Consider the following 19,417-nt stretch of genomic DNA (forward strand, 5'->3'; position numbering starts at 1 on the left):
TTATCTCCGCCTTATGTACTATTATTAGTATTAGTAGTTGTCGGTGTTGTAGTCGTTGTGCTTGTAGGAGTAGGTGTACGATTCCTAGTACGAGTCCGAGTCCGAGTCCGATACATCACTGCTTGAACTGTCATCCGAAGTGCTATCGCCAGAAGCACTGCCGCCACAGGCGGTCAGGTTGGCAGCCGCAAAAGCCAACAGTAATGCGCTTAATAACGGTGTTATACGGTTGGTTTCCATAGTGCAGTGATCCGGGTCATAAAGTAGGCAGTCAGTGTAGCGATCGCAATGCAAAGTAATGGTGGGTGTTCGGTAAGGATTTGAAAATATAGGCTGGTTTTATGGAACTTCACCTGTCATTCACGCAAGCGGCGACTGGTTGCGTGTTTCCTGGGATGACTGGCCGTCGAATAACGGCGGCCAGTCAGGGGTTATACGCTCCAGAATGGCAGGGGCTGGCAGCTCACATGCCATTCCATGAAATGAAACCATGATGCCAGCTGGTTAATCCCGCCGGTATCCGCAGCGGCGGCTCTTAGTTCGAAGCCATATGAGCGCGGTATTCTTGCTGCCGTTCCAGCATCCAGCCCGGGTATTCTTCCGGCAAGCGGCTGACGGCGTCCAGCAAGGCCAACTGATCGGTCGTTAGATGCACCTGGGTGGCCGCGATATTATCGGTCAGCTGATCGATGCGTTTGGCACCCACAATAACACTGGTTACGGCTGATTGATGGAGCAACCAGGCCAGGGCAATCCGGGCGATGCTGGTTTGTTGCTCCGCCGCGATACCAGCCATAACGGCAATCACCTCACTGCCCCGTTCACGGTTTACCGGAGGGAAGTCAAGTTTGGTGCGGCGACTGTCTGCCGATGCCTCCGGGCCTTCGTATTTGCCCGACAGATAGCCACCGGCCAGCGGACTCCAGACCATCAAACCAATCTGTTCCGACTGCAGCATCGGTATGACCTCGCGTTCGAGATCCCGGCTGACCAGCGTGTAATGGGCTTGCAGTGAGATAATTGGGCACAGCTGGCGCGCTTCGGCAATCCCGACCGCCTTGACCACCTGCCAGGCGGCCCAGTTCGACAAGCCGATGTAATTCACCAGCCCCTGTTGTACCAGAGTGTTCAGGGCTTCGAGGGTTTCCCGGATCGGGGTGGCCTTATCAAACCCATGAATCTGGTAAAGATCGATATGGTCCAGTTGCAGGCGCTGCAGGCTGGCCTGGCATTGACTCATAATATGGCCACGGGAGGCGCCACGGGTATTCGGGCTGGCAGCCATGGGGCCGAGTACCTTGGTGGCGATAACCACTTCATCGCGTTTTACGTCCAGGTTTTTGAGCGCCTGACCTAACAGGCGTTCACTGGCACCTCCGCCATACATGTTGGCAGTATCGATAAAGTTAATGCCCGCAGCCAGCGCCGCGGCCACCAGTTCATCCACCTGTTGCTGTTGCAGCTGGCCGATCATGCCCCAGATGCCATCGCTGCCACCAAAGGTCATGGTGCCGAGGCACAACTCCGAAACAAACAAGCCGGAGTGACCCAGCTGGCGCATCCGCATAGTGCCCGGAGCCGTGGCTGAGTGGGTGATGTTCGGGGGTGTGCCAGCAGAGGCGTTGGGGCTTGTGTTGGGGGTAACAGGAGAAGAGCTCGACATAACAGCGTACCTCGGGAGTGCATCATTGACGATTGGCTGGCGATGTCGTTGTCTGAATTCGCTAGCCAGGACAGAAGGCCATGCTATGGCCAGCGGGCGGAAAAACCGCTGGCAGAAACTCGCAGACTCTTGCCTGATCCTCTCAAATGACAAGCGGGAGCTACTTTTTAATGGCTGTCGGGGTACAGTGATTCACGTGGCCAATCTGCTGCGCCCGGTATACACCGGTTGCCTGGCGGCGGCCGTTACGCTGACAGAAGCGAAGGAAGATCGATATGAAAACACCATCCGCAAACCCGTTATGCCAGGCGTCAGCGCAGGCAGACCAGAGGGTTCCTGCTCAGGCCGGTCAGATGGCTCATCAGCAAGCGATGCCCTCTGCATCGCTTGATGCGTTGACCGCGTTGGCCGAACGGCAATGGCATCGCCATGGACAGGAGAACGCCATCGATGGCTTGCGACTGACCCGAGCCACCGAGCCCAGCGGGACGATGCGCGCCATTTATCCGACGTCCTTTTGTGTGGTGCTGCAGGGAAGCAAGCTCAGTGAGCTGGCAGACACCCGATTCCATTACCGGCAGGGACAATGCCTGTTGGCATCGGTGAATGTACCGGTCAATTCCCGGATCATGGAGGCCAGTCCCGACTGTCCGTATGTGGCTTTCAGTGTCGCGCTTGACCCGGAAATGGTGGCGGAGTTATTACTGCACGCCCCGGCGTCGGCATTAGCGACTGCGCCACGACAAGCTCCGTGCCTGCCACTGGCTGAACGGCCGTCGGCCTTGTCGACGGCGGTATTACCCACCGACCTTATCGATCCCTTGCTGCGTTTACTGCAGTTATTGGATCAGCCGCAAGACCTGGCGGTGCTGGAGCCCCTGTTGCGGCGGGAAATCTGCTGGCGTTTGTTACGCTCCCCAATGGGGGCGGCATTGCAACAAATTGGTATGGAAGATAGCGATACCGCGCGGATTGGCCGGGTAACGGCCTGGATGCGCAGCCATTATCAGCAAGGGTTCAAAGTCGCCGATCTGGCTGCCATGGCCAGCATGAGCCCGGCGTCGTTCCATCGTCATTTCAAGGCGATTACCCAATTCACACCGGTCCAGTTCCAGAAGCAGATACGGCTGCAAGCTGCCCGGCGGCTGTTACTGACCGATCATGAAGTGGCCAGTGTCGGGTATCGGGTCGGATACGAAAGTCCGTCGCAATTCAGCCGCGACTATCACAAGGTCTTTGGTGCGCCTCCAGGCCGGGACAAGGCCAAGCTGCGCTCCAGTCTGGTGCTGGAAAGTATCGATTAGCGTCGGCCGGTTGTATCGGGACACGACAATAACGCGGCAGTGTCTGCTTATTGGTGGACCGACTGGTATGCTTCCCAGTCATGACAAGGCGGGCAACTGCATGGCCGCTGTTGTCTGACACTAATCCATCGTAAGGAAGCGCCTGTGCAAAAAGTAGCGATATTTGTGGATGTGCAAAACGTGTACTACACCACCCGTGGTACGTTTCGGCGTCATTTCGATTACAACCGCTTCTGGGCGCGCGCGACGGCAGGGCGGGATGTGGTGAAAGCCTTTGCTTATGCCACTGATCGTGGCGACCAGAAGCAGCGGGAATTCCAGAATATCCTGCGGGCGATCGGTTTTGAGGTAAGACTGAAGCCCTTTATTCAACGGGCCGATGGTTCGGCCAAAGGCGATTGGGATGTAGGCATCACCATTGATGCGTTGGAATATGGCGAGCAGGCCGATGTGGTGGTGCTGGTTTCCGGGGACGGCGATTTTGATTTGCTGGCCAATAAGCTGAGAGTGGGCAGGGGTAAACGAGTGGAGGTGTACGGGGTGGCAAAACTGACGGCATCGTCACTGATCCATGCGGCCAGCGAGTATTTTCCAATCGATGGTGATCTGTTGCTGGGCTAAGCGGTTTTTATGTGATGGAGTAGCGCAGTGCGAGCTTCCTTGCCCGCACTGCGCTTCTTGCTGCTGTTTACATATGTACCTTGATCAGAGCGCTGACGGTATTTTCGTCAAATTCGCTGCTGTATTTGTTGTGCCATGCGCTGTACTCAAGACCCAGCTTGATCTTGTTGTCGTAACCCAGCATCGGACCAACGTTATAGGTCAGCTGCGGGTTGAAGTTGAAGCTGGCTTTGTGATCATCACTACCGGTTGAATAGTCGATGTAGCCACCCAGTTCAACCTGGCCCCAGGATGCACCATAGGTCAGAGTGATCTGGTGATCGTCGTCCAGACCATTGTCGTTCATGCTGTAAAAATACGTGACGCTGGCGAAGTTCATGCCTGGAATCGCCAGGTCGGCACCAATACCGTACAGGTAGTTATCCTGACTGTAGCCGGATGAGGTTGAACCGGATTCCAGCGTAAAGGCCAGGTTGATGTTTTTAACGATGCCATCGTCAAACTTGGTGACGAAGAACTTGGGTGAGAACTCGCTGTAGCTGGCGCGGAAGTTATTGTCACCCTGGTCACGGTCGAGGAAGAAGAACAGGCCGCCCCAGCTGTAACCCGACACGTGCTCAACGGTGTAGGTGTTCAGAGCGTAGTCCTTGTCGGTTTGTGGCCAGTCGTTGGAATCAATTTTGAAATCACCACCAACCAGTACAGAGATGCTGTTATCAGCAAAATAACGCTCGGCATGTGCTGCAGGAATGGTTGCTACGGCGACAACGGCCAGGGCTAGAAGTTGTTTTTTCATCACACTCTCTCTTTCAGATTAATAATTCAGGAAATCGTCTGGCTGACTTCAAAGGCCTGTGAGCCTCCTGATGCAGCATTATGTCGCCGGCCTATAACTTGACCGTTCGGACAGCAATTGATGAAAAGCAAAATCCTGACCAACTGGCCAGAAATAACCGTTTTAATTTCAAATGACCGTTTTATCGGCACTAAGGGAGGAAATATGAGGTGTTAAGGGCGCGATATCCGATTCAGCGGTTGCGCTAATGCTTGGCGATAGTGCGCTGAATGGACCAGTAGGCACCTAAATGTTGCAGGCAGAATAAGGTTGAATCAGGCCAACCTGGTCTTGTCGGGAAGAGTGTGCTGGCCGAACCGAGAAGATCTGGTCGCCACCTGTTTGTCACATGGGGCGACCAGTAATGATGGCTGGCTTGGGTATGGGTTTAGTTAGGCCTAGATACGGGGTTGGGTACGTTATGTGCGATCAGCCAGAGGCGTCGAGAAGGTGTACTCCATATCCCAGGGGAAACGAATCCAGGTATCCTGGCTCACCTCGGTAATAAAAGTATCTACCAGAGGGACACCGGCGGGTTTGGCGTACAGCGTGGCAAAATGTGCTTTCGGCAGCATTTCCCGTACACAACGAGCAGTTTTGCCGGTATCGACCAAATCGTCGATCAACAGCATGCCGTCGCCATCTCCCTCGACACCCTTGAGGATTTGCAACTCGCCCTGTACCGACTGCACCGAGGAATCCCCGGTACTTTTATAACTGGTGACACACACGGTATCGATCAGACGAATGTCCATCTCTCGTGCCAGAATCGCTGCCGGAACCAGACCGCCACGGGTAATAACAATCAACCCTTTCCAGGGGCCTTTGTCTAACAGCCGCAAGGAAAGCGTGCGCGCATTGCGATGCAGCTCTTCCCAGCTGACGGGGTAATCCATGGAGTACGTGTGATCGGACATGAGCAGGAACCTGTGAATAAAATGAAAAACTGACCGGGCGGTCACTTTATTCGGAGGTGCGAGCAGGATCAAGCCCCGGTTTTCCTGGCAATACAGAGAATGTCGGCTTGGCCAGTGGGGATCAAGAGCCATTACACAATAAAGATCCGGGGCCGTTCTGCTCTTTTATGGCGCTGTGATGCGTCGCCCCAAAACACGCCACTAATCCCTGATCCGTCCCCAGCCAATAGCAAGCTGCTCTGCAATGGCCGTGGCGTCGGCTTGCAGGCCGTCAAAACGAGTGACTCCCTGTAGCCAGCGGGTAATGACTTCCGGGTGCTGGTTCAGCCACATATAAATGGCCCGGTCCAGCGGTACGAAGTAGTTGCTGACCTGATCCATGATCTGTTCCTGCTCGCTGGCCTCGAAGGTCAGGTTGCGGAAGAAGCGGCCGAGATTGGGGCAGCGGGCAGTCAGGCCATCGCGAACATTGGTATTAATAGTGGCGTGACCATAATCCTTGCCAAAGTATTCTTCACCGCCAGACAGGTAACGAATGGAAAAATTCTGGTTCATGGGGTGGGGTGTCCAGGCCAGAAAGGCGATCCATTCACCCTTGCGAATACGGCCTTTGACCTGTGCCAGCATCAGCAGCTCTGAAGTTTCAATCAGTTTGAACGATTGCAGCTGGTAAGCGTTGGAATCAATCATGTTTTGTACCGAGATATTGCCACTGCTGCCCTTGCCGCTGCCATAAATCCGCCAGTCGAACTTGTCACCGTGTTGGGCCAGGTCGGCAAAACTGCGTATTCCCTGGTCGTAAACATAGTCCGGCACCGCCAGGGTATAACGGCCTTCGTCGAGGTTGGTTGTCAGGGTTTTTATCGATCCACGCTGCAGATACGGTGCGGCCACGTGACGTTGTGCCGGTATCCAGTAGCCCATAAAAACATCAACCTGATCCTTGTCCATGCCTTTGTAAACATCCTGCAGGGAAGGCATTCGGGTAATGCTGGCATCGTATCCGAGCTTGTTCAGCAGAATGCTGGCGGTGGCAGTGGCGACCCGCAAATCGGTCCAGTCCACTTCTCCCAGCGTGGGGTTTTTGCAGCTTGCTGGTTCTGCCATGGCGGGATGTGCCAGGAACAGTAGCAATAATAAAGCAGTCGAAAAGTGTTTCATCTTGATGGGCACCCAAAGAAAGAGAGCGACAATGGTCAGTGTCCGACCCGGACAAGGGATGGACAGATGACGTCATTCGGTGCGGTCATTATCAAAAGGGCAGAAGGTGGATGATGGTGTCTCAGCGTCATCTTGTGACGCTTTGGCTTTATTTGGGGGAGTCATGATGGATATGTATTGAAACTATGATCGGTTTGGCGCAAGCCGGATAAATGTACCCAAACCGGTCAATTGGTTGTACTGCCACTGCTTGGTATTCGATGATCTTTTATGTTTATGTATTATGGTATACCGTAATACAGATCAATCCACAGAAGAGTGGATTTCGTGAACAAAACAAAACCTGAACTCCCAAAAAGGTTACGTAGTATGAAATTTTCCCTGTTCCTGCAAATGGAGCGTTATAGCCCTGACAAAACGCATCAGGAGCTGCTGAATGAGCTGGTTGAGCTGGTTCAGATCGCTGAACAAGGTGGTATGGAAACGGTCTGGGTCGGTGAGCATCACTCAATGGAATTTACCATTGGCCCTAACCCATTGAGTTTTCTGGCGTATCTGGCGCCTCAGACTTCCACGATCCGGCTGGGTCTGGGAACCGTTATTGCGCCTTTCTGGCATCCGATAAAACTGGCAGGCGAAGCGGCGCTGGTGGATCAAATGTCCTGCGGACGGCTGGAGTTCGGTATTGCCCGTGGTGCCTACCAGTGTGAATTTGATCGAATGGCTGGTGGTATACCAGCCGCTGATGGTGCGCGTTATTTGCGTGAAATGCTGCCGATCTTGCCCAAGCTGTGGCAGGGAGATTATGCCCATGATGGTGAGTGCTGGCAGTTCCCGACCTCAACATCAGTACCGAAACCGCTGCAGTCCGGTGGGCCGCCGATGTGGGTGGCTGCACGGGAGCAGGCGTCACATGATTTTGCCATTGCAAACAACTGCAACGTTATGGTGACGCCGCTGTTCAAGTCCGATGCTGAAGTGGGTTCCCTGATGGACAAGTTTGAAACTGCTTGTGCCAAACACCCGGAAAAAGCACGGCCCAAGATTATGTGTCTGCGTCATACCTATGTGCATGAAGATCCGGAAGACTGGCGTGTTGGGGTAGAAGGCATTCGTCGCTGGTACTCCTACTTCCAGGGCTGGGCACGTAATGACCAGCAACCGGTGAGTGGCTTCTGTCATCCGATTTCGGCAGACGAGCTGGAGGCGTTCGAGGCTTTGGCGCCAGAGCAGTTGCGCAACAATCTGGTGATTGGTACACCAGCAGAGGTGGTTGAACGGCTGAAATATTACGAAGCCAGTGGTTTGACGGAATACAGTTTCTGGAGTGATAACAGCCTGAGTCATGAGCAGAAAAAGGAATCCCTGCAACTGTTTATTAATCAGGTAATGCCTTCGTTCTGATTGTCAGGGTTATCTGAAACCAAATAAATCATGGTATACCATGATTTATTTGGTTTTATTTTTGTCTGAAATGTTGTGATTTTATTGGATATTTTTGTGTTATCGAAAAAATAGGGTAATCCTGTTTTTCGATGGTGCTGGATCACTGGTAAATAAAATATTGCCAGCGGTTCAGTGCGCCTGCCCCAGTTCTTGCCGGTCTCCCGCTTCTTTTCTTTTTGATGTGTTTTTTAGTTGGTTGCTTTGTCGTTATGACGATCAGCTGAGTGATGTTGCAGCGGTTGTTCTGCCTGCTCATCACTCGATTTGCTGGCGCTCAAATCACGATGGGCGTGCGGGCAGGGCTGACGCCGAAATGGGATTTGTACAATTTGCAGAAATGCGAGACGGAGTTGAAACCGCAGGAATAGGCGACGTCGGTGACAGATGAGTGATTCTGTTGCAGGTGTTCGCGGGCGGTTTCAAGGCGCAGGCAAGTATAGTACTTGCCTGGCGTCTGGTTGAAATGCGTCTGGAATAATCGCTCCAGCTGGCGTACCGACAGACAGGCCGCCCGGGATAGTTGATGGCGGTCTAATGGCTGGTCGATATGCTTGCGCATCTCGGCCAAGGCCCGCTGCAAGCGGCTATCCTGGCTGTGGGCCGGGATATTGCCTTGCTGTAGCTGTTGTATCACCTGATCTCCCTGATCGGCTGACAGGTCTGACATACACAGGGTGATCATCAATTCATCCAGTGCCTCTCGGCTGGCGTGGCGATGAAACAGATAGGCACTGGCGTGGTAGTAGTCGGCGCCAATCCAGACCAGTGTGTCATTTAACGGCATGGGCAGACGGGCGATTTCCTGATCATGCTCCGGGCTGGAGTGGCCACTGAGTACCAGCAGGTTGCCTTGCTGACGCTGTTGATGATTCAGGCTGGGTAATGCCGTAATCATCAGTCCGGCGTCCGAGCGAACCAGGTCGCCGGATAACGAACAAATCGACCAGCTTATATGATGGGGCGTCACTCCCTGGCAGGCAGTAAGCCATTCATTAATACGCCCCAGGTCGGCTAGCCTGAATCCCGGGCGTAACAAAACAGTAAGGTTGTTCAAACACGGTTGTCTGGTGGTTTCTATTGGCATGGATATCACCTGAAGCATGTGTCGGCTGTTATTTTCTTGTGTCATTTAAAAGCATGTGTATTATGGTATACCATGTTTCAGTGAAACGAAAACAATCCATTAAATATACAGTTTTTGAAAATACGTTCTGTAGCGAGGAGTCACTCGATGAGCTTTGAAATACGCAAGATGATTACTACGATTGAAGAAACGTTTATTGAAGGTGGCAAAGCGGCAGAGCAGCCGGTCACCATGGTCGGTGTCGCGGCAATTATTCGTAACCCGTGGGCTGGCCGTGGTTTTGTTGAAGACCTGAGCCCGGAAATCAAGGCGCACTGTTCTGACCTGGGTGCGTTGATCGTGGAATACGTCAGCCGTGCCATCGGTGGCGCGGATAAAATTGAAGCGTATGGCAAGGCTGCCGTTGTCGGCATGGATGGTGAAATCGAACACGCCTCGGCCGTGGTGCATACGTTGCGGTTTGGCAATCACTACCGTAACGCCGTGAATGCACAGAGCTATCTGGCCTTCACCAACAAGCGCGGTGGCCCGGGTACTTCTATCCAGATTCCAATGATGCACAAGGATGATGCTGGCTTCCGCTCGCATTACATCACCATGGAAATGTCGATTGAAGATGCGCCGGCAGCCAACGAGCTGGTGATCTGTCTGGGTGGTTCTACCGCTGGGCGTCTGCACCCTCGTATTGGTAACCGCTACCAGGATCTGAAAGATCTGGAGCAAGAAGCCACTCTCGCTAACCAGTAAGCAAGGACACGACTCATGACAACCAAGCTGACAGGCAAAACTCCGGACGGCACGGCCTATCAGGTTTGCGGTAACGGTGACGCGGTTGTGCTGATTCATGGCGTCGGGCTGGACCAGTCAATCTGGAACGCTCAGGTGCAAGGGTTGGCGCAGCACTACCAGGTCATTACCTACGATATGTTGGGGCATGGGCACAGTCCGTTGCCGCCCAAAGTGGCCTCGTTGGATGACTACGCCGGGCAATTGCAGCGGTTGCTGCAACACCTGGACTGCGGGCCGGTGCATCTGATCGGCTTTTCCATGGGCGGGCTGGTAGCGCGGGTATTTGCGATTCAGCAGCCGCAGCTATTACGCTCGCTGGTGATCATGGGGAGTGTGTTTGACCGTACAGAAGACGCCCGGCAGGCAATTCTGGCTCGTACACTGGATGTGGCCAGGCATGGGCCTGAAGCCAATATCGATGCTGCGCTGGAGCGCTGGTTCAGCCCGGAATACCGGGCTGCCAACACTGCCGGGATACAGGGAATCCGGGATCTGGTCTGTGCCAACAACCCGGAAGGTTATTTGCGTGCCTATCGCCTGTTCGCCGGTAGTGACAATTACCTGGCTGACCGGCTGATTGATATCCGGGTACCGACACTGGTGATGGCCGGTGAGCTGGACCCCGGCTCAACCCCGGAAATGGCCCAGAAACTGGCTTGCCAGATACCTTCTGCCCGCTGCCAGATTATGGCCGGGCAACGGCACATGATGGCAATGGAATCCCCGCAACTGATTAATCACGCCTTGCAGCTGTTTCTTGGCAGCTGTAACAGTACTTGTCCTGCTACCTCATCGGAGACCTGTCTGTGAATTTGACTCCTTACCAGATGTACATTAATGGCCGTTATTGTGAAGCCCAGAGCGGCAATCGCTTTGACAGCCTGACGCCGTCCACGGCACAGCCATGGGCCAGTTTTCCGGATGCCACCGAGGTGGATGCCGATATCGCTGTCACGGCGGCACATCAGGCTTTTGTCAGTCCGGCCTGGGCGGGGCTGACCGCCACAGCACGAGGCAAGCTGTTACGGACGCTGGGCGACCTGATTGCTGATCATCGTGAGCTGCTGGCGGAACTGGAAAGCCGGGAAAACGGCAAACTGATCCGCGAAACCCGTGGCCAGATGGGGTATTTGCCAGAGTTTTTCTATTATATGGCGGGGCTGGCTGACAAGATCGAAGGGCAAACCCTGCCGGTCGATAAATCCGACATGATGGCGTACACCCTGCACGAGCCAATGGGCGTCGTCGCCGCGATTGTGCCCTGGAACAGTCCGCTGTATTTGACAGCCATCAAGATGGCACCGGCGCTGGCGGCGGGTAATACCTTGGTGATCAAGCCGTCAGAACACGCCTCGGCCAGCATTGTGGCGCTGGGTAAACTGGTTGAACAAGCCGGGTTCCCGGCCGGTGTTGTGAATATTATTACCGGTTATGGCCCTTCCGCCGGTGCGGCGCTGACCCGTCATCCGCTGGTGCGCCATGTTGCCTTTACCGGTGGTGCCGCCACCGCGCGCCATGTCGTGCGCTCCAGTGCTGAAAACTTCGCTCATCTGTCGCTGGAACTGGGGGGCAAGTCGCCGCAAATCGTTTTCCCGGATGCCGACATCGACAGCGCTGTTAACGGCATTGTTGCCGGTGTGTTTGCCGCGTCAGGGCAAAGTTGTGTGGCCGGTTCCCGGCTGTTGATTCACGACAGTATTTACGACGAAGTGGTCGCCAGGGTTTGCGAACGCGCCAGCCGTATCTGTATTGGTGATCCACTGGCAGAAGAGACCGAAATGGGGCCCATGACGACTCTGGCCCAGCTGGATATCGCCGACAATATGGTGCAGCAGGCGATCAGCGAAGGCGCCGTCTTGCGCTACGGCGGCCAGCGGGTTGAATGTAATGGCGGCTGGTATTTCCAACCGACCTTGCTGGAATGTGACTCATCGTCGAACAGCCTGATGCAGGAAGAAGTGTTTGGTCCGGTCACGGCAGCAATTCGTTTTCATACAGAAGCTGAAGCACTGGCGCTGGCCAACGACACCCGTTACGGCCTGGCGGCGGGTATCTGGACGCGGGATATCGCCCGCGCCCATCGACTCTCCAAGGCCGTCCGCAGCGGCATTATCTGGGTGAATACCTATCGGGTGGTGTCCGCCATGGCACCGATTGGTGGTTTTGGTGACAGCGGTTATGGGCGCGAGGGCGGTATCGAAGCCGTGCTTTCCTATACCGAGAAAAAAACCGTCTGGGTCAACCTCTCCAGCGAGCCAATGAGCGACCCCTTTGTGATGCGTTGAGGAGCAGCAACATGATTAACCAAGATTTGTATAAAGCCACTCTGGGTTCGTTTCCGTCCGGGGTCACCGTGGTGATGGCCTACGATCGCGATGGCCGGGTAACCGGACTGACCGCCAGCGCATTCAGTGCCCTGTCGATGGATCCGCCGCTGATTCTGGTGTGTCCGCAGTACCGCTCCGAATCCTATCAGGTGCTCAGTGAAGCCACGCATTTTTCAGTCAATATTCTGGCTGCGGATCAGGGTGCGGAAGCCTGGGCTTTTGCCAAAAAAGGGGCCGACAAGGTGGCCGCGCTGGCGCAGCTGGATATCCAGCAAGGCGTCACCGGGGTGCCGGTACTGGCCTCGACCGTGGCGGTGATGGAATGCTGCCACTGGCGTCAATACGAAGGCGGCGATCACGCCATCCTGGTGGGAGAAGTGCAGCATATGGCCAATGACAGCGGTCGCAGTCCAATGGTGTATTGCCGAGGGGATATGGGCAGCTGGCCAATGCCGGTAATTGAGGAGGCTTGCTGATGACGGCGCAATTGTTCCGACAACAGGCTTTTATCAATGGTCGCTGGTGCGATGCCGATGACGGGCAAACCCAGACCATTTATGACCCGGCCAATGGCCATGTGATTGGTACGGTGCCGCTGATGGCGGAAGCCGAAACCCATGCCGCTATTCTGGCCGCCGAGTTGGCCCGCAAGGGCTGGGCTGCCATGACGGCACAACAGCGCAGCCGTATTCTCTATCGCTGGTATGAGCTGATTGTGGCTCATGCCGATGAACTGGCCCGTATTCTGACCATGGAGCAGGGCAAGCCATTGGCCGAAGCTCACGGTGAAATTCTTTATGGCGCCAGTTTTATCGAATGGTTTGCCGAAGAAGGCAAGCGGGTGTACGGCGAGGTGATTCCAAGTCCCAACCCGGATGCCCGTATCGTTGTGGTGAAACAGCCGATCGGTGTTGTGGCAGCGATTACCCCGTGGAATTTCCCCTGCGCCATGATTACGCGCAAGTGTGGCCCGGCATTGGCAGCGGGTTGCAGCTTTATCGTCAAACCGGCACCGGATACACCGTTTTCGGCGCTGGCGCTGGCAGCACTGGCGCAACAGGCCGGTATTCCCGATGGTGTCTTTAACGTTGTGACTGGTGATGCCATTGCCATCGGCAATGTTCTGACCAGCAGCCAGAAAGTCGCCAAGCTGAGTTTTACCGGCTCGACCCGGATCGGCAAACTGCTATTAAGCCAGTGTGCAGATACCGTCAAAAAAGTCTCGCTGGAGCTGGGAGGCAACGCACCTTTTATCGTGTTTGATGATGCCGATATCGACGCCGCGATTCAGGGGGCGATGATTTCCAAATTCCGTAACGCAGGGCAAACCTGTGTCTGCACCAACCGTTTTCTGGTACAGCGTGGCATCCATGATGTCTTTGTGCGACGCTTGCAAGAGCAGATTGAGGCACTACAGGTTGGTCATGGCTTGCTGGCCGGTGTCGATCAAGGGCCGTTGATTAACCAGGCAGCGTTAACCACAGTACAGCGCCATGTGCGTGACGCGCTGGACAAGGGCGCGACCTTGCATTGTGGTGGCGAACCACACGCCGCCGGTGAGAACTTTTTTGCTCCCACCCTGCTGTCGGGTATGACCAGCACCATGGCCGTGGCCCAGGAAGAAACCTTTGGCCCCTTGGCTGCGGTGTTTGCCTTTGATGACGAAGACGAGGCGGTTGCCCTGGCCAATGACACCGACTCTGGCCTGGCGGCGTATCTCTATACTCGGGATATGGCGCGTTGCTGGCGCGTAGGCGAAGCGCTGGAGTATGGCATGGTGGGTATCAACGAAGGGCTGATTTCTACCGCGGTAGCTCCCTTCGGTGGGATCAAGACCTCCGGGCTGGGGCGTGAAGGCTCACACTTCGGCATGGATGATTACCTGGAAATCAAATACATGATGATGGGCGGACTGGGCCGTTAAGACACTGGCCCGGTCAAGATACCGGTCAAAGTACAGGTCAAAGTACAAGCCAACGCACAAGCCACGCATAGAGAGAATGTTATGACTGATTCTGCTGAAAAAAACCGCTTTGATGCCGGATTGAAAGTCCGCCGTGAAGTGTTGGGTGACGCCTACGTCGACCAGAGCCTGAACAACAACCGGGACGAATTCGCCTGGCCAATGCAGGAGCTGGTGACAGAATATTGCTGGGGCGAAATCTGGACGCGGGAAGAACTCAGCCGCCGGGAGCGCTCACTGATCAATCTGGGCATGTTAACGGCCCTGAATCGTCCCCACGAGATCCGGGTGCATGTCCGTGGTGCGCTGAATAACGGGGTATCCATTGCAGAGATTCGTGAGGTTTTTTTACAATCCGCGATCTATTGTGGTGTGCCTGCAGCGATCGATAGCTTTAGAATTGCGCGTGAAGTGCTGGCCGAGCTCGACGCCGACCAGCAAGATCAAACGCCGGTTGCCTGACAACCATCGTCGTTACACTGTGCGGCGCCCCACCGGGGCTTGCCTCGGTTCATGATTGACCAGTTGGATAAAGGGTATGCTGAAGAAACACTCCCGAGAAGATCTGGGGAAGATAGAACGAACCTCCGTAACATTGCGGGAAAAGGTACTGGACGCCTTGCGCAGTGCCATTCTCAGCTTCAAGTTCCTGCCTGGAGACCGCCTGGTAGAACGGGACTTGTGCGACCTGTTGGGGGTAAGCCGGACTTCTGTCCGGGAAGCACTGCGACATCTGGAATCCGAAGGGCTGGTTGAATACCTCGATGGCAAAGGCCCGAGAGTCTCGGTCATCACCCTGGAGCAGGCGCTGGAAATCTACGAACTGCGCTGTTCGCTTGAAAGCCTGGTGGTGGAGCTGTTTACCGTGCGTGCCAGCGAAGACCAGTTGCTGGACCTTGAATACTCGTTACGGAAACTGCAATCCCGGCTCAAAAGCGGTGATGTGGTGCTGATACTGGAAGCTGTCAGTGATTTTTACAACGTGCTGTTTCAGGGTTGTGGTAACCATACCGCGTGTAGCCTGTTGCGCCAGTTGCAGGCGCGGATCAGCTTTTTGCGTGCGACGACAGTCAGCCAGAATGATCGTTACCTCGACAGTAGTGAGGAAATGGCGGCCATCTTTGAAGCGATCCAGTCCCGTGATCCGGTACGGGCGCGCAAAGCCAGTATCGATCATATCCACAAGGCCGCTACCGTGGCCTTGGCGGTGATGGCCAAGCAGAACGATGTCGACCCGGCAACCTTGCAAGCCATATATATTGCCCCGAACTGAACCGGTTATTGGCCATCTGCTGGTGGCATCAACCGCCAAAGACATGCCCGTGTCTCTGGCGGTTTTTTTTTAGTCCTGGCAAGGGTTGAACGGAATGCTGTCGATCAGCTGCAAGTTATAGCCTTCTAGCCCGACAAAGCGCCAGGACGCTCCCAGATGCCGGAATTTCCGCACACCCAGATCCCGCAAAATCTGCGCGCCGGTGCCAACGTCGCTGAACACCCGCTGGTTATTGGTGTTTGGCACCATCAGCTGTGGTGCGCGATTCAGCAGTGCGCTGGCAGAGGTTTCGTTATCCACCAGTACCACCACCCCTGTGCCCTCGCGGGCTACGGCTTCCAGTGCTGACCACAGGCTCCAGTGTGTCGGGCCGTGGTAATTGGCACCAATCAGGTCGCGCAGAGGATCAATGCCATGAACCCGCGCCAGAACCGGCTGTTCCGGATTGATATCACCGGCCACCAGAGCAATATGAACGGCATTGGACAGGCGGTCTTCGTAAGTCACCATCCGGAAGGTGCCGTGGACGGTGGGCAGGGGTTGCTCGCCGATCCGGGTAACGGTGGTTTCGGTATTCATACGATGCTGGATCAGGTCGGCGATGGTGCCAATACGCAAATCGTGCTGGGCAGCAAATGCCAGCAGGTCGTCACGACGTGCCATGGTGCCGTCTTCATTCATGATCTCGACAATGACCGCCGCGGCTTCAAAGCCCGCCAGTCGTGCCAGGTCGCAACCGGCTTCGGTATGTCCTGCCCGGGTTAACACCCCTCCCTTGCGCGCCCGTAACGGGAAGATATGACCCGGTTGTACCAGATCGGCAGGTTGGGCATCGGCGGCTACCGCTAGCTGGATGGTGTGGGCACGGTCGGCGGCAGAAATACCGGTTGAGATGCCCTGGGCCGCATCAATCGAAACGGTAAATGCGGTGCCGTAAGTGCAGCCATTATCGGCGACCATGGCGTGTAAGCCCAGTTGCTCACAGCGCTGTTCGTCCAGTGTCAGGCAAATCAGTCCACGCGCTTTGGACGCCATAAAATTAATCGCTTCCGGTGTTACGGCTGTCGCAGCGATGATCAGGTCGCCTTCATTTTCACGGTCTTCATCATCCATCAGAATGACCATTTTGCCGTTACGGATATCCTCGATAATATCCGCCGTGCTATCGATGTTCATCGCCCATCTCCCATGCTATTCAATATCTTTTAATCATTCTAAAATACGATATTGTATTATGGTATACCACAAATAATTTGGAGAATTGTATGAAAGCTTATTGGATTGCCTTTGTTGATATTGATGACCCCCGGCAATATGCCCGATATATGGAGCAGTCACCGACAGCGCTGCAACAATATGGTGCCAGAATCCTGGCGCGGGGCAGTGAAATGACAGCACTGGAAGGCTTTGATAAAACCCCGGACCGGGCGGTGGTGTTTGAATTTGACAGTTATGAACAGGCGTTGGCCTGTTATCACTCTGATGCCTATCAGCAGGCTCGCCAGCATCGGCTGGAAGTGGCCAGCGCCCATATCGTGATACTCAAGGGGCAATAAAGGTCAAAGCGTGGTGTATCTATCCGCCTTGACCGGTCGCACGGCTTTACAGGCCCTTGCCTGCATGACCGCTTGAAATACAAAAGCCGCTCGGCACTGAGCGGCTTTGGCAGAACAGAACAGCTTGAAAACCCCCGGCGAGTGCCGGGAGGCTTGGGCGCTATCAGGAAGTGGAGCGGGCCAGCTTGTCGGAACTGGCAGACTTGCCGGTCTGGGCCAGGTCGCCCGGACCGTAAGAAATACCGTCCCGTTCGTCCCGTAACCCTTTTATCAGGGCCACACACATCAGCAGTAGCACCACGGAGAATGGCAGGGCTGCTGCGATGGTGGCGGATTGTAATGCCGTCAGTCCCCCGGCCAGCAGCAGTACCGCCGCGACGGCACCCAGAATGGTGCCCCAGATGCCACGAATGGCTAACGAAGGCTCACTGCCCATCGACAGGATGGTGGAAATCACCAGGGTGCCGGAGTCTGCCGAAGTGACAAACCAGGTAATAATCATGATGGTCGCCAACAAGGACATTGGCCAGGTGAGGGAGTCGACCCCGATGGCTTCAATGGTGTGATACAGCGCCATGGTCATGTCAGCATTGACGGCTTCAACAATACCGCCAGCCCCGTACAGTTCGATATGCAGGGCGGTACCACCCATGGCAATAATCCAGATAAAGCCACCCAGGGGAGGGATGATCAGAGCGCTGAGCAGGAATTCACGGATGGTACGGCCACGGGAAATACGGGCAATAAACAGCCCCACCAAAGGACCCCAGGATAACCACCAGCCCCAGTAGAACAGCGTCCACCAGCCCTGCCATTGACCTTCAGGGTTCGGATCGGTCCAGAAGCCCATGGGAATCATATGCCAGACGTAATCCCCCACGCTGGTGGTGAACATACCCAATAAATACACGGTTGGCCCGGCGATCACAAAGAAGCCGATCAGTATCAGGCTGATACGGATATTCCAGACGCTTAACCAGCGAATCCCCCGTTCCAGACCGGACATGGTCGAGAGGGTGGCAATAATGGAAATCACTGCAATCAACACGACCTGGACGGTGGTGGATATTTCGACCCCAAACAGATAGTTCAGTCCCGCATTGATCTGGGATACCCCAAGGCCGAGGGCGGTTGCAGTACCAAACAGGGTGCTGAAAATGGCCAGCAAGTCGACAGCATGACCCAGAGGCCCATAAATACGATCCCCCAGCAGCGGATACAGTGTTGAGCGAATGGTCATCGGCAAACCTCGACGACAGGCGAAATACGCAATCATCATTCCGGTCGCGATATACACCGCCCAGCCATGCAAGCCCCAGTGGAACAGGGTAATCCGCAAGGCAACCTGGGCCGCCTCGGCACTGCCGGGTTCAATACCGGCCATCTCGATAAAGGGGTTGCCCTGCAGGTGGAATATCGGCTCGGCAATACTCCAGAACAGAATGCCAACACCAATGGCGCAGCTGAACAGCATGGAAAACCAGACAAAGAAACTGAACGCGGGGCGTTCATCATCAGCACCCAGCCGGATCGATCCATGGCGGCTGAAAGCCATCCATACGCAGAAAAACAGCACCACGCTGACGACCATAACGTAGTACCAGTTCAGAGTGGTCTGAATCCAGCTTTTGACATCGGTGTATACACCGTTGGCCAGATCGACATTCAGAACCGTGAACAGAACGAAGGCCAGAATCATCGCTTTTGAGGCAATACCCATTCCTGGATGTATCCCGGCGAACAGGCCCTTGCTGACTAACATTTTCTTGGGTTGCATTATTTCATGCTCCCTTGATATGTGAAGAGTGACAGAATCATTCATGAGGCCCTGTCGGTTATTTCTTCCAGGCTCATGAATATACGCTTGGCGATGTTGTGTATTATGGTATACCAACTTACATGATAAGGGTTCAATGCCATTTGGCTTGTTTGTCCGCTATTGATACATCGATGCCGACAATGCTTTTCAGTGCCCGGTTTATAGATGTCACAATTGCCCTAAAGGGCGCGATAACGTCATAAGATGGCGCTGCTGTAGCAAGACGGCCTGGCAGAATCCTTTAGCGTAGAGAGCAGCGATGTTGTATTGATTTAGAAGCCCGATGTCTTGGTCGTTCTGGCCGACGCATCCAGACATATTTGAAATAGCGACCAGACACCCTGCGTTGCTACGCCTGACGTTGTCCGCATTGTTTGAGCTGAAAAAGAGGAGAGCAATGGTGGATTGCCGTATCAAGAACCATCGCCATGGATATAACCATCATCCTGCTGGCGACCGTTCAGATAGTGGTCGTGATAATCGCTGTAATATTGATAGGGATGGCTGCTGTGATAGCGATTGGAATAGTCGCCATGATAGCAGCCAGGATGGCAAAACCGGCCACCACGCCGATCATCGGCATGGCGTCAGTGGCAGAATAAAGCCCGATATCGGTAACGACAGTCAAAACGCACTGATTGACTCTCTGATTGTATCTG

20 protein-coding genes are annotated in these 19,417 nt (G+C 54.7%); 12 read left to right on the forward strand and 8 right to left on the reverse strand.

The annotated features are described in order from the left end of the window. Nucleotides 1-84 precede the first annotated feature (84 nt). Together Q8W24_RS10965 and Q8W24_RS10970 are read right to left on the reverse strand one after the other, a co-directional pair. Nucleotides 85-240, reverse strand: a complete 156-nt coding sequence (locus tag Q8W24_RS10965) for a hypothetical protein (protein ID WP_305475292.1) — start codon at nucleotides 238-240, stop codon at nucleotides 85-87. 295 nt (nucleotides 241-535) lie between these two features. Then, nucleotides 536-1,663, reverse strand: a complete 1,128-nt coding sequence (locus Q8W24_RS10970) for an aldo/keto reductase (RefSeq protein ID WP_305475294.1) — start codon at nucleotides 1,661-1,663, stop codon at nucleotides 536-538. Nucleotides 1,664-1,938: 275 nt separating this feature from the next. Between Q8W24_RS10970 and Q8W24_RS10975 the strand changes: the two genes are divergently transcribed. Then, nucleotides 1,939-2,967 (forward strand): AraC family transcriptional regulator, encoded by a 1,029-nt coding sequence (locus Q8W24_RS10975; protein WP_305475296.1) that lies wholly within the window; start codon nucleotides 1,939-1,941, stop codon nucleotides 2,965-2,967. Between the two features lie 144 nt (nucleotides 2,968-3,111). Then, entirely contained in the window at nucleotides 3,112-3,588 is a 477-nt protein-coding gene (locus Q8W24_RS10980; protein ID WP_303434179.1) for an NYN domain-containing protein, read from the forward strand. Nucleotides 3,589-3,655: 67 nt separating this feature from the next. Here the strand turns inward: Q8W24_RS10980 and Q8W24_RS10985 are convergent, their stop codons facing one another. From Q8W24_RS10985 to Q8W24_RS10995, 3 genes are all read right to left on the reverse strand, one after another. After that, complete coding sequence (locus Q8W24_RS10985) at nucleotides 3,656-4,384, reverse strand: hypothetical protein (RefSeq protein ID WP_305475299.1); 729 nt, start codon at nucleotides 4,382-4,384, stop codon at nucleotides 3,656-3,658. 458 nt (nucleotides 4,385-4,842) lie between these two features. After that, nucleotides 4,843-5,340, reverse strand: coding sequence for a xanthine phosphoribosyltransferase (gpt, locus tag Q8W24_RS10990; protein WP_303434177.1), 498 nt, complete (start codon nucleotides 5,338-5,340; stop codon nucleotides 4,843-4,845). A 201-nt stretch (nucleotides 5,341-5,541) separates the two neighbouring features. Then, nucleotides 5,542-6,501 (reverse strand): glycine betaine ABC transporter substrate-binding protein, encoded by a 960-nt coding sequence (locus Q8W24_RS10995; protein WP_303434176.1) that lies wholly within the window; start codon nucleotides 6,499-6,501, stop codon nucleotides 5,542-5,544. Nucleotides 6,502-6,870: 369 nt separating this feature from the next. Between Q8W24_RS10995 and Q8W24_RS11000 the strand changes: the two genes are divergently transcribed. Further along, on the forward strand, nucleotides 6,871-7,905 hold the full coding sequence (locus Q8W24_RS11000) for an LLM class flavin-dependent oxidoreductase (protein ID WP_305414667.1): 1,035 nt from the start codon (nucleotides 6,871-6,873) through the stop codon (nucleotides 7,903-7,905). 316 nt (nucleotides 7,906-8,221) lie between these two features. Here the strand turns inward: Q8W24_RS11000 and Q8W24_RS11005 are convergent, their stop codons facing one another. Beyond that, nucleotides 8,222-9,031: a helix-turn-helix domain-containing protein gene (locus Q8W24_RS11005; protein ID WP_305414665.1), complete on the reverse strand. Its 810-nt coding sequence runs from the start codon at nucleotides 9,029-9,031 to the stop codon at nucleotides 8,222-8,224. Nucleotides 9,032-9,178: 147 nt separating this feature from the next. Between Q8W24_RS11005 and Q8W24_RS11010 the strand changes: the two genes are divergently transcribed. The 7 genes from Q8W24_RS11010 to Q8W24_RS11040 all read left to right on the forward strand — a co-directional run bounded on the left by Q8W24_RS11010 (nucleotide 9,179) and on the right by Q8W24_RS11040 (nucleotide 15,383). After that, complete coding sequence (locus Q8W24_RS11010; protein WP_303434173.1) at nucleotides 9,179-9,778, forward strand: amino acid synthesis family protein; 600 nt, start codon at nucleotides 9,179-9,181, stop codon at nucleotides 9,776-9,778. Between the two features lie 15 nt (nucleotides 9,779-9,793). Further along, entirely contained in the window at nucleotides 9,794-10,630 is an 837-nt protein-coding gene (locus tag Q8W24_RS11015) for an alpha/beta fold hydrolase (protein WP_305475301.1), read from the forward strand. After that, entirely contained in the window at nucleotides 10,627-12,105 is a 1,479-nt protein-coding gene (locus Q8W24_RS11020) for an aldehyde dehydrogenase (protein ID WP_305451763.1), read from the forward strand. Before Q8W24_RS11015 ends, Q8W24_RS11020 begins: the two co-directional genes overlap by 4 nt. Nucleotides 12,106-12,116: 11 nt before the next feature. Then, complete coding sequence (locus Q8W24_RS11025; RefSeq protein ID WP_303434170.1) at nucleotides 12,117-12,623, forward strand: flavin reductase family protein; 507 nt, start codon at nucleotides 12,117-12,119, stop codon at nucleotides 12,621-12,623. After that, nucleotides 12,623-14,071: an NAD-dependent succinate-semialdehyde dehydrogenase gene (locus tag Q8W24_RS11030; protein ID WP_305451762.1), complete on the forward strand. Its 1,449-nt coding sequence runs from the start codon at nucleotides 12,623-12,625 to the stop codon at nucleotides 14,069-14,071. Before Q8W24_RS11025 ends, Q8W24_RS11030 begins: the two co-directional genes overlap by 1 nt. Before the next feature lie 81 nt (nucleotides 14,072-14,152). Then, on the forward strand, nucleotides 14,153-14,572 hold the full coding sequence (pcaC, locus tag Q8W24_RS11035; protein ID WP_303434168.1) for a 4-carboxymuconolactone decarboxylase: 420 nt from the start codon (nucleotides 14,153-14,155) through the stop codon (nucleotides 14,570-14,572). A gap of 76 nt (nucleotides 14,573-14,648) precedes the next feature. Further along, nucleotides 14,649-15,383 carry a GntR family transcriptional regulator gene (locus tag Q8W24_RS11040; protein ID WP_303434167.1) on the forward strand — a complete coding sequence of 245 codons (735 nt, stop codon included), beginning with the start codon at nucleotides 14,649-14,651 and terminating at the stop codon, nucleotides 15,381-15,383. 69 nt (nucleotides 15,384-15,452) lie between these two features. Here the strand turns inward: Q8W24_RS11040 and ribBA are convergent, their stop codons facing one another. Next, entirely contained in the window at nucleotides 15,453-16,559 is a 1,107-nt protein-coding gene (gene ribBA / locus Q8W24_RS11045) for a bifunctional 3,4-dihydroxy-2-butanone-4-phosphate synthase/GTP cyclohydrolase II (protein ID WP_303434166.1), read from the reverse strand. 89 nt (nucleotides 16,560-16,648) lie between these two features. On the opposite strand from ribBA, the gene Q8W24_RS11050 reads away from it, so the two are divergent. After that, complete coding sequence (locus Q8W24_RS11050; RefSeq protein ID WP_303434165.1) at nucleotides 16,649-16,939, forward strand: DUF1330 domain-containing protein; 291 nt, start codon at nucleotides 16,649-16,651, stop codon at nucleotides 16,937-16,939. A 163-nt stretch (nucleotides 16,940-17,102) separates the two neighbouring features. Here Q8W24_RS11050 and Q8W24_RS11055 read toward each other — a convergent pair whose 3' ends face one another. Continuing rightward, the gene (locus tag Q8W24_RS11055) at nucleotides 17,103-18,716 is read right to left on the reverse strand and encodes a BCCT family transporter (protein ID WP_305475304.1); all 1,614 of its coding nucleotides are present in this window, start codon (nucleotides 18,714-18,716) and stop codon (nucleotides 17,103-17,105) included. Between the two features lie 470 nt (nucleotides 18,717-19,186). On the opposite strand from Q8W24_RS11055, the gene Q8W24_RS11060 reads away from it, so the two are divergent. Next, nucleotides 19,187-19,360 carry a hypothetical protein gene (locus tag Q8W24_RS11060; protein ID WP_305451760.1) on the forward strand — a complete coding sequence of 58 codons (174 nt, stop codon included), beginning with the start codon at nucleotides 19,187-19,189 and terminating at the stop codon, nucleotides 19,358-19,360. The last annotated feature ends 57 nt before the right edge of the window (nucleotides 19,361-19,417 follow it).

Source organism: Oceanobacter sp. 4_MG-2023 (genome assembly GCF_030689165.1).
Classification (GTDB): Bacteria; Pseudomonadota; Gammaproteobacteria; order Pseudomonadales; family Oceanobacteraceae; genus Oceanobacter.

Coding starts and splice junctions, on each gene's coding strand:
- Q8W24_RS10985 (WP_305475299.1), bottom strand. CDS start 4,384: ATGAAAAAACAACTTCTAGCCCTGGCCGTTGTCGCCGTAGCAACCATT.
- Q8W24_RS10965 (WP_305475292.1), bottom strand. CDS start 240: ATGGAAACCAACCGTATAACACCGTTATTAAGCGCATTACTGTTGGCT.
- Q8W24_RS10975 (WP_305475296.1), top strand. CDS start 1,939: ATGAAAACACCATCCGCAAACCCGTTATGCCAGGCGTCAGCGCAGGCA.
- Q8W24_RS11005 (WP_305414665.1), bottom strand. CDS start 9,031: ATGCCAATAGAAACCACCAGACAACCGTGTTTGAACAACCTTACTGTT.
- ribBA (WP_303434166.1), bottom strand. CDS start 16,559: ATGAACATCGATAGCACGGCGGATATTATCGAGGATATCCGTAACGGC.
- Q8W24_RS10995 (WP_303434176.1), bottom strand. CDS start 6,501: ATGAAACACTTTTCGACTGCTTTATTATTGCTACTGTTCCTGGCACAT.
- pcaC (WP_303434168.1), top strand. CDS start 14,153: ATGACTGATTCTGCTGAAAAAAACCGCTTTGATGCCGGATTGAAAGTC.
- Q8W24_RS11055 (WP_305475304.1), bottom strand. CDS start 18,716: ATGCAACCCAAGAAAATGTTAGTCAGCAAGGGCCTGTTCGCCGGGATA.
- Q8W24_RS11025 (WP_303434170.1), top strand. CDS start 12,117: ATGATTAACCAAGATTTGTATAAAGCCACTCTGGGTTCGTTTCCGTCC.
- Q8W24_RS11060 (WP_305451760.1), top strand. CDS start 19,187: ATGGATATAACCATCATCCTGCTGGCGACCGTTCAGATAGTGGTCGTG.
- gpt (WP_303434177.1), bottom strand. CDS start 5,340: ATGTCCGATCACACGTACTCCATGGATTACCCCGTCAGCTGGGAAGAG.
- Q8W24_RS11040 (WP_303434167.1), top strand. CDS start 14,649: ATGCTGAAGAAACACTCCCGAGAAGATCTGGGGAAGATAGAACGAACC.
- Q8W24_RS11000 (WP_305414667.1), top strand. CDS start 6,871: ATGAAATTTTCCCTGTTCCTGCAAATGGAGCGTTATAGCCCTGACAAA.
- Q8W24_RS11030 (WP_305451762.1), top strand. CDS start 12,623: ATGACGGCGCAATTGTTCCGACAACAGGCTTTTATCAATGGTCGCTGG.
- Q8W24_RS10970 (WP_305475294.1), bottom strand. CDS start 1,663: ATGTCGAGCTCTTCTCCTGTTACCCCCAACACAAGCCCCAACGCCTCT.
- Q8W24_RS11010 (WP_303434173.1), top strand. CDS start 9,179: ATGAGCTTTGAAATACGCAAGATGATTACTACGATTGAAGAAACGTTT.
- Q8W24_RS11050 (WP_303434165.1), top strand. CDS start 16,649: ATGAAAGCTTATTGGATTGCCTTTGTTGATATTGATGACCCCCGGCAA.
- Q8W24_RS11015 (WP_305475301.1), top strand. CDS start 9,794: ATGACAACCAAGCTGACAGGCAAAACTCCGGACGGCACGGCCTATCAG.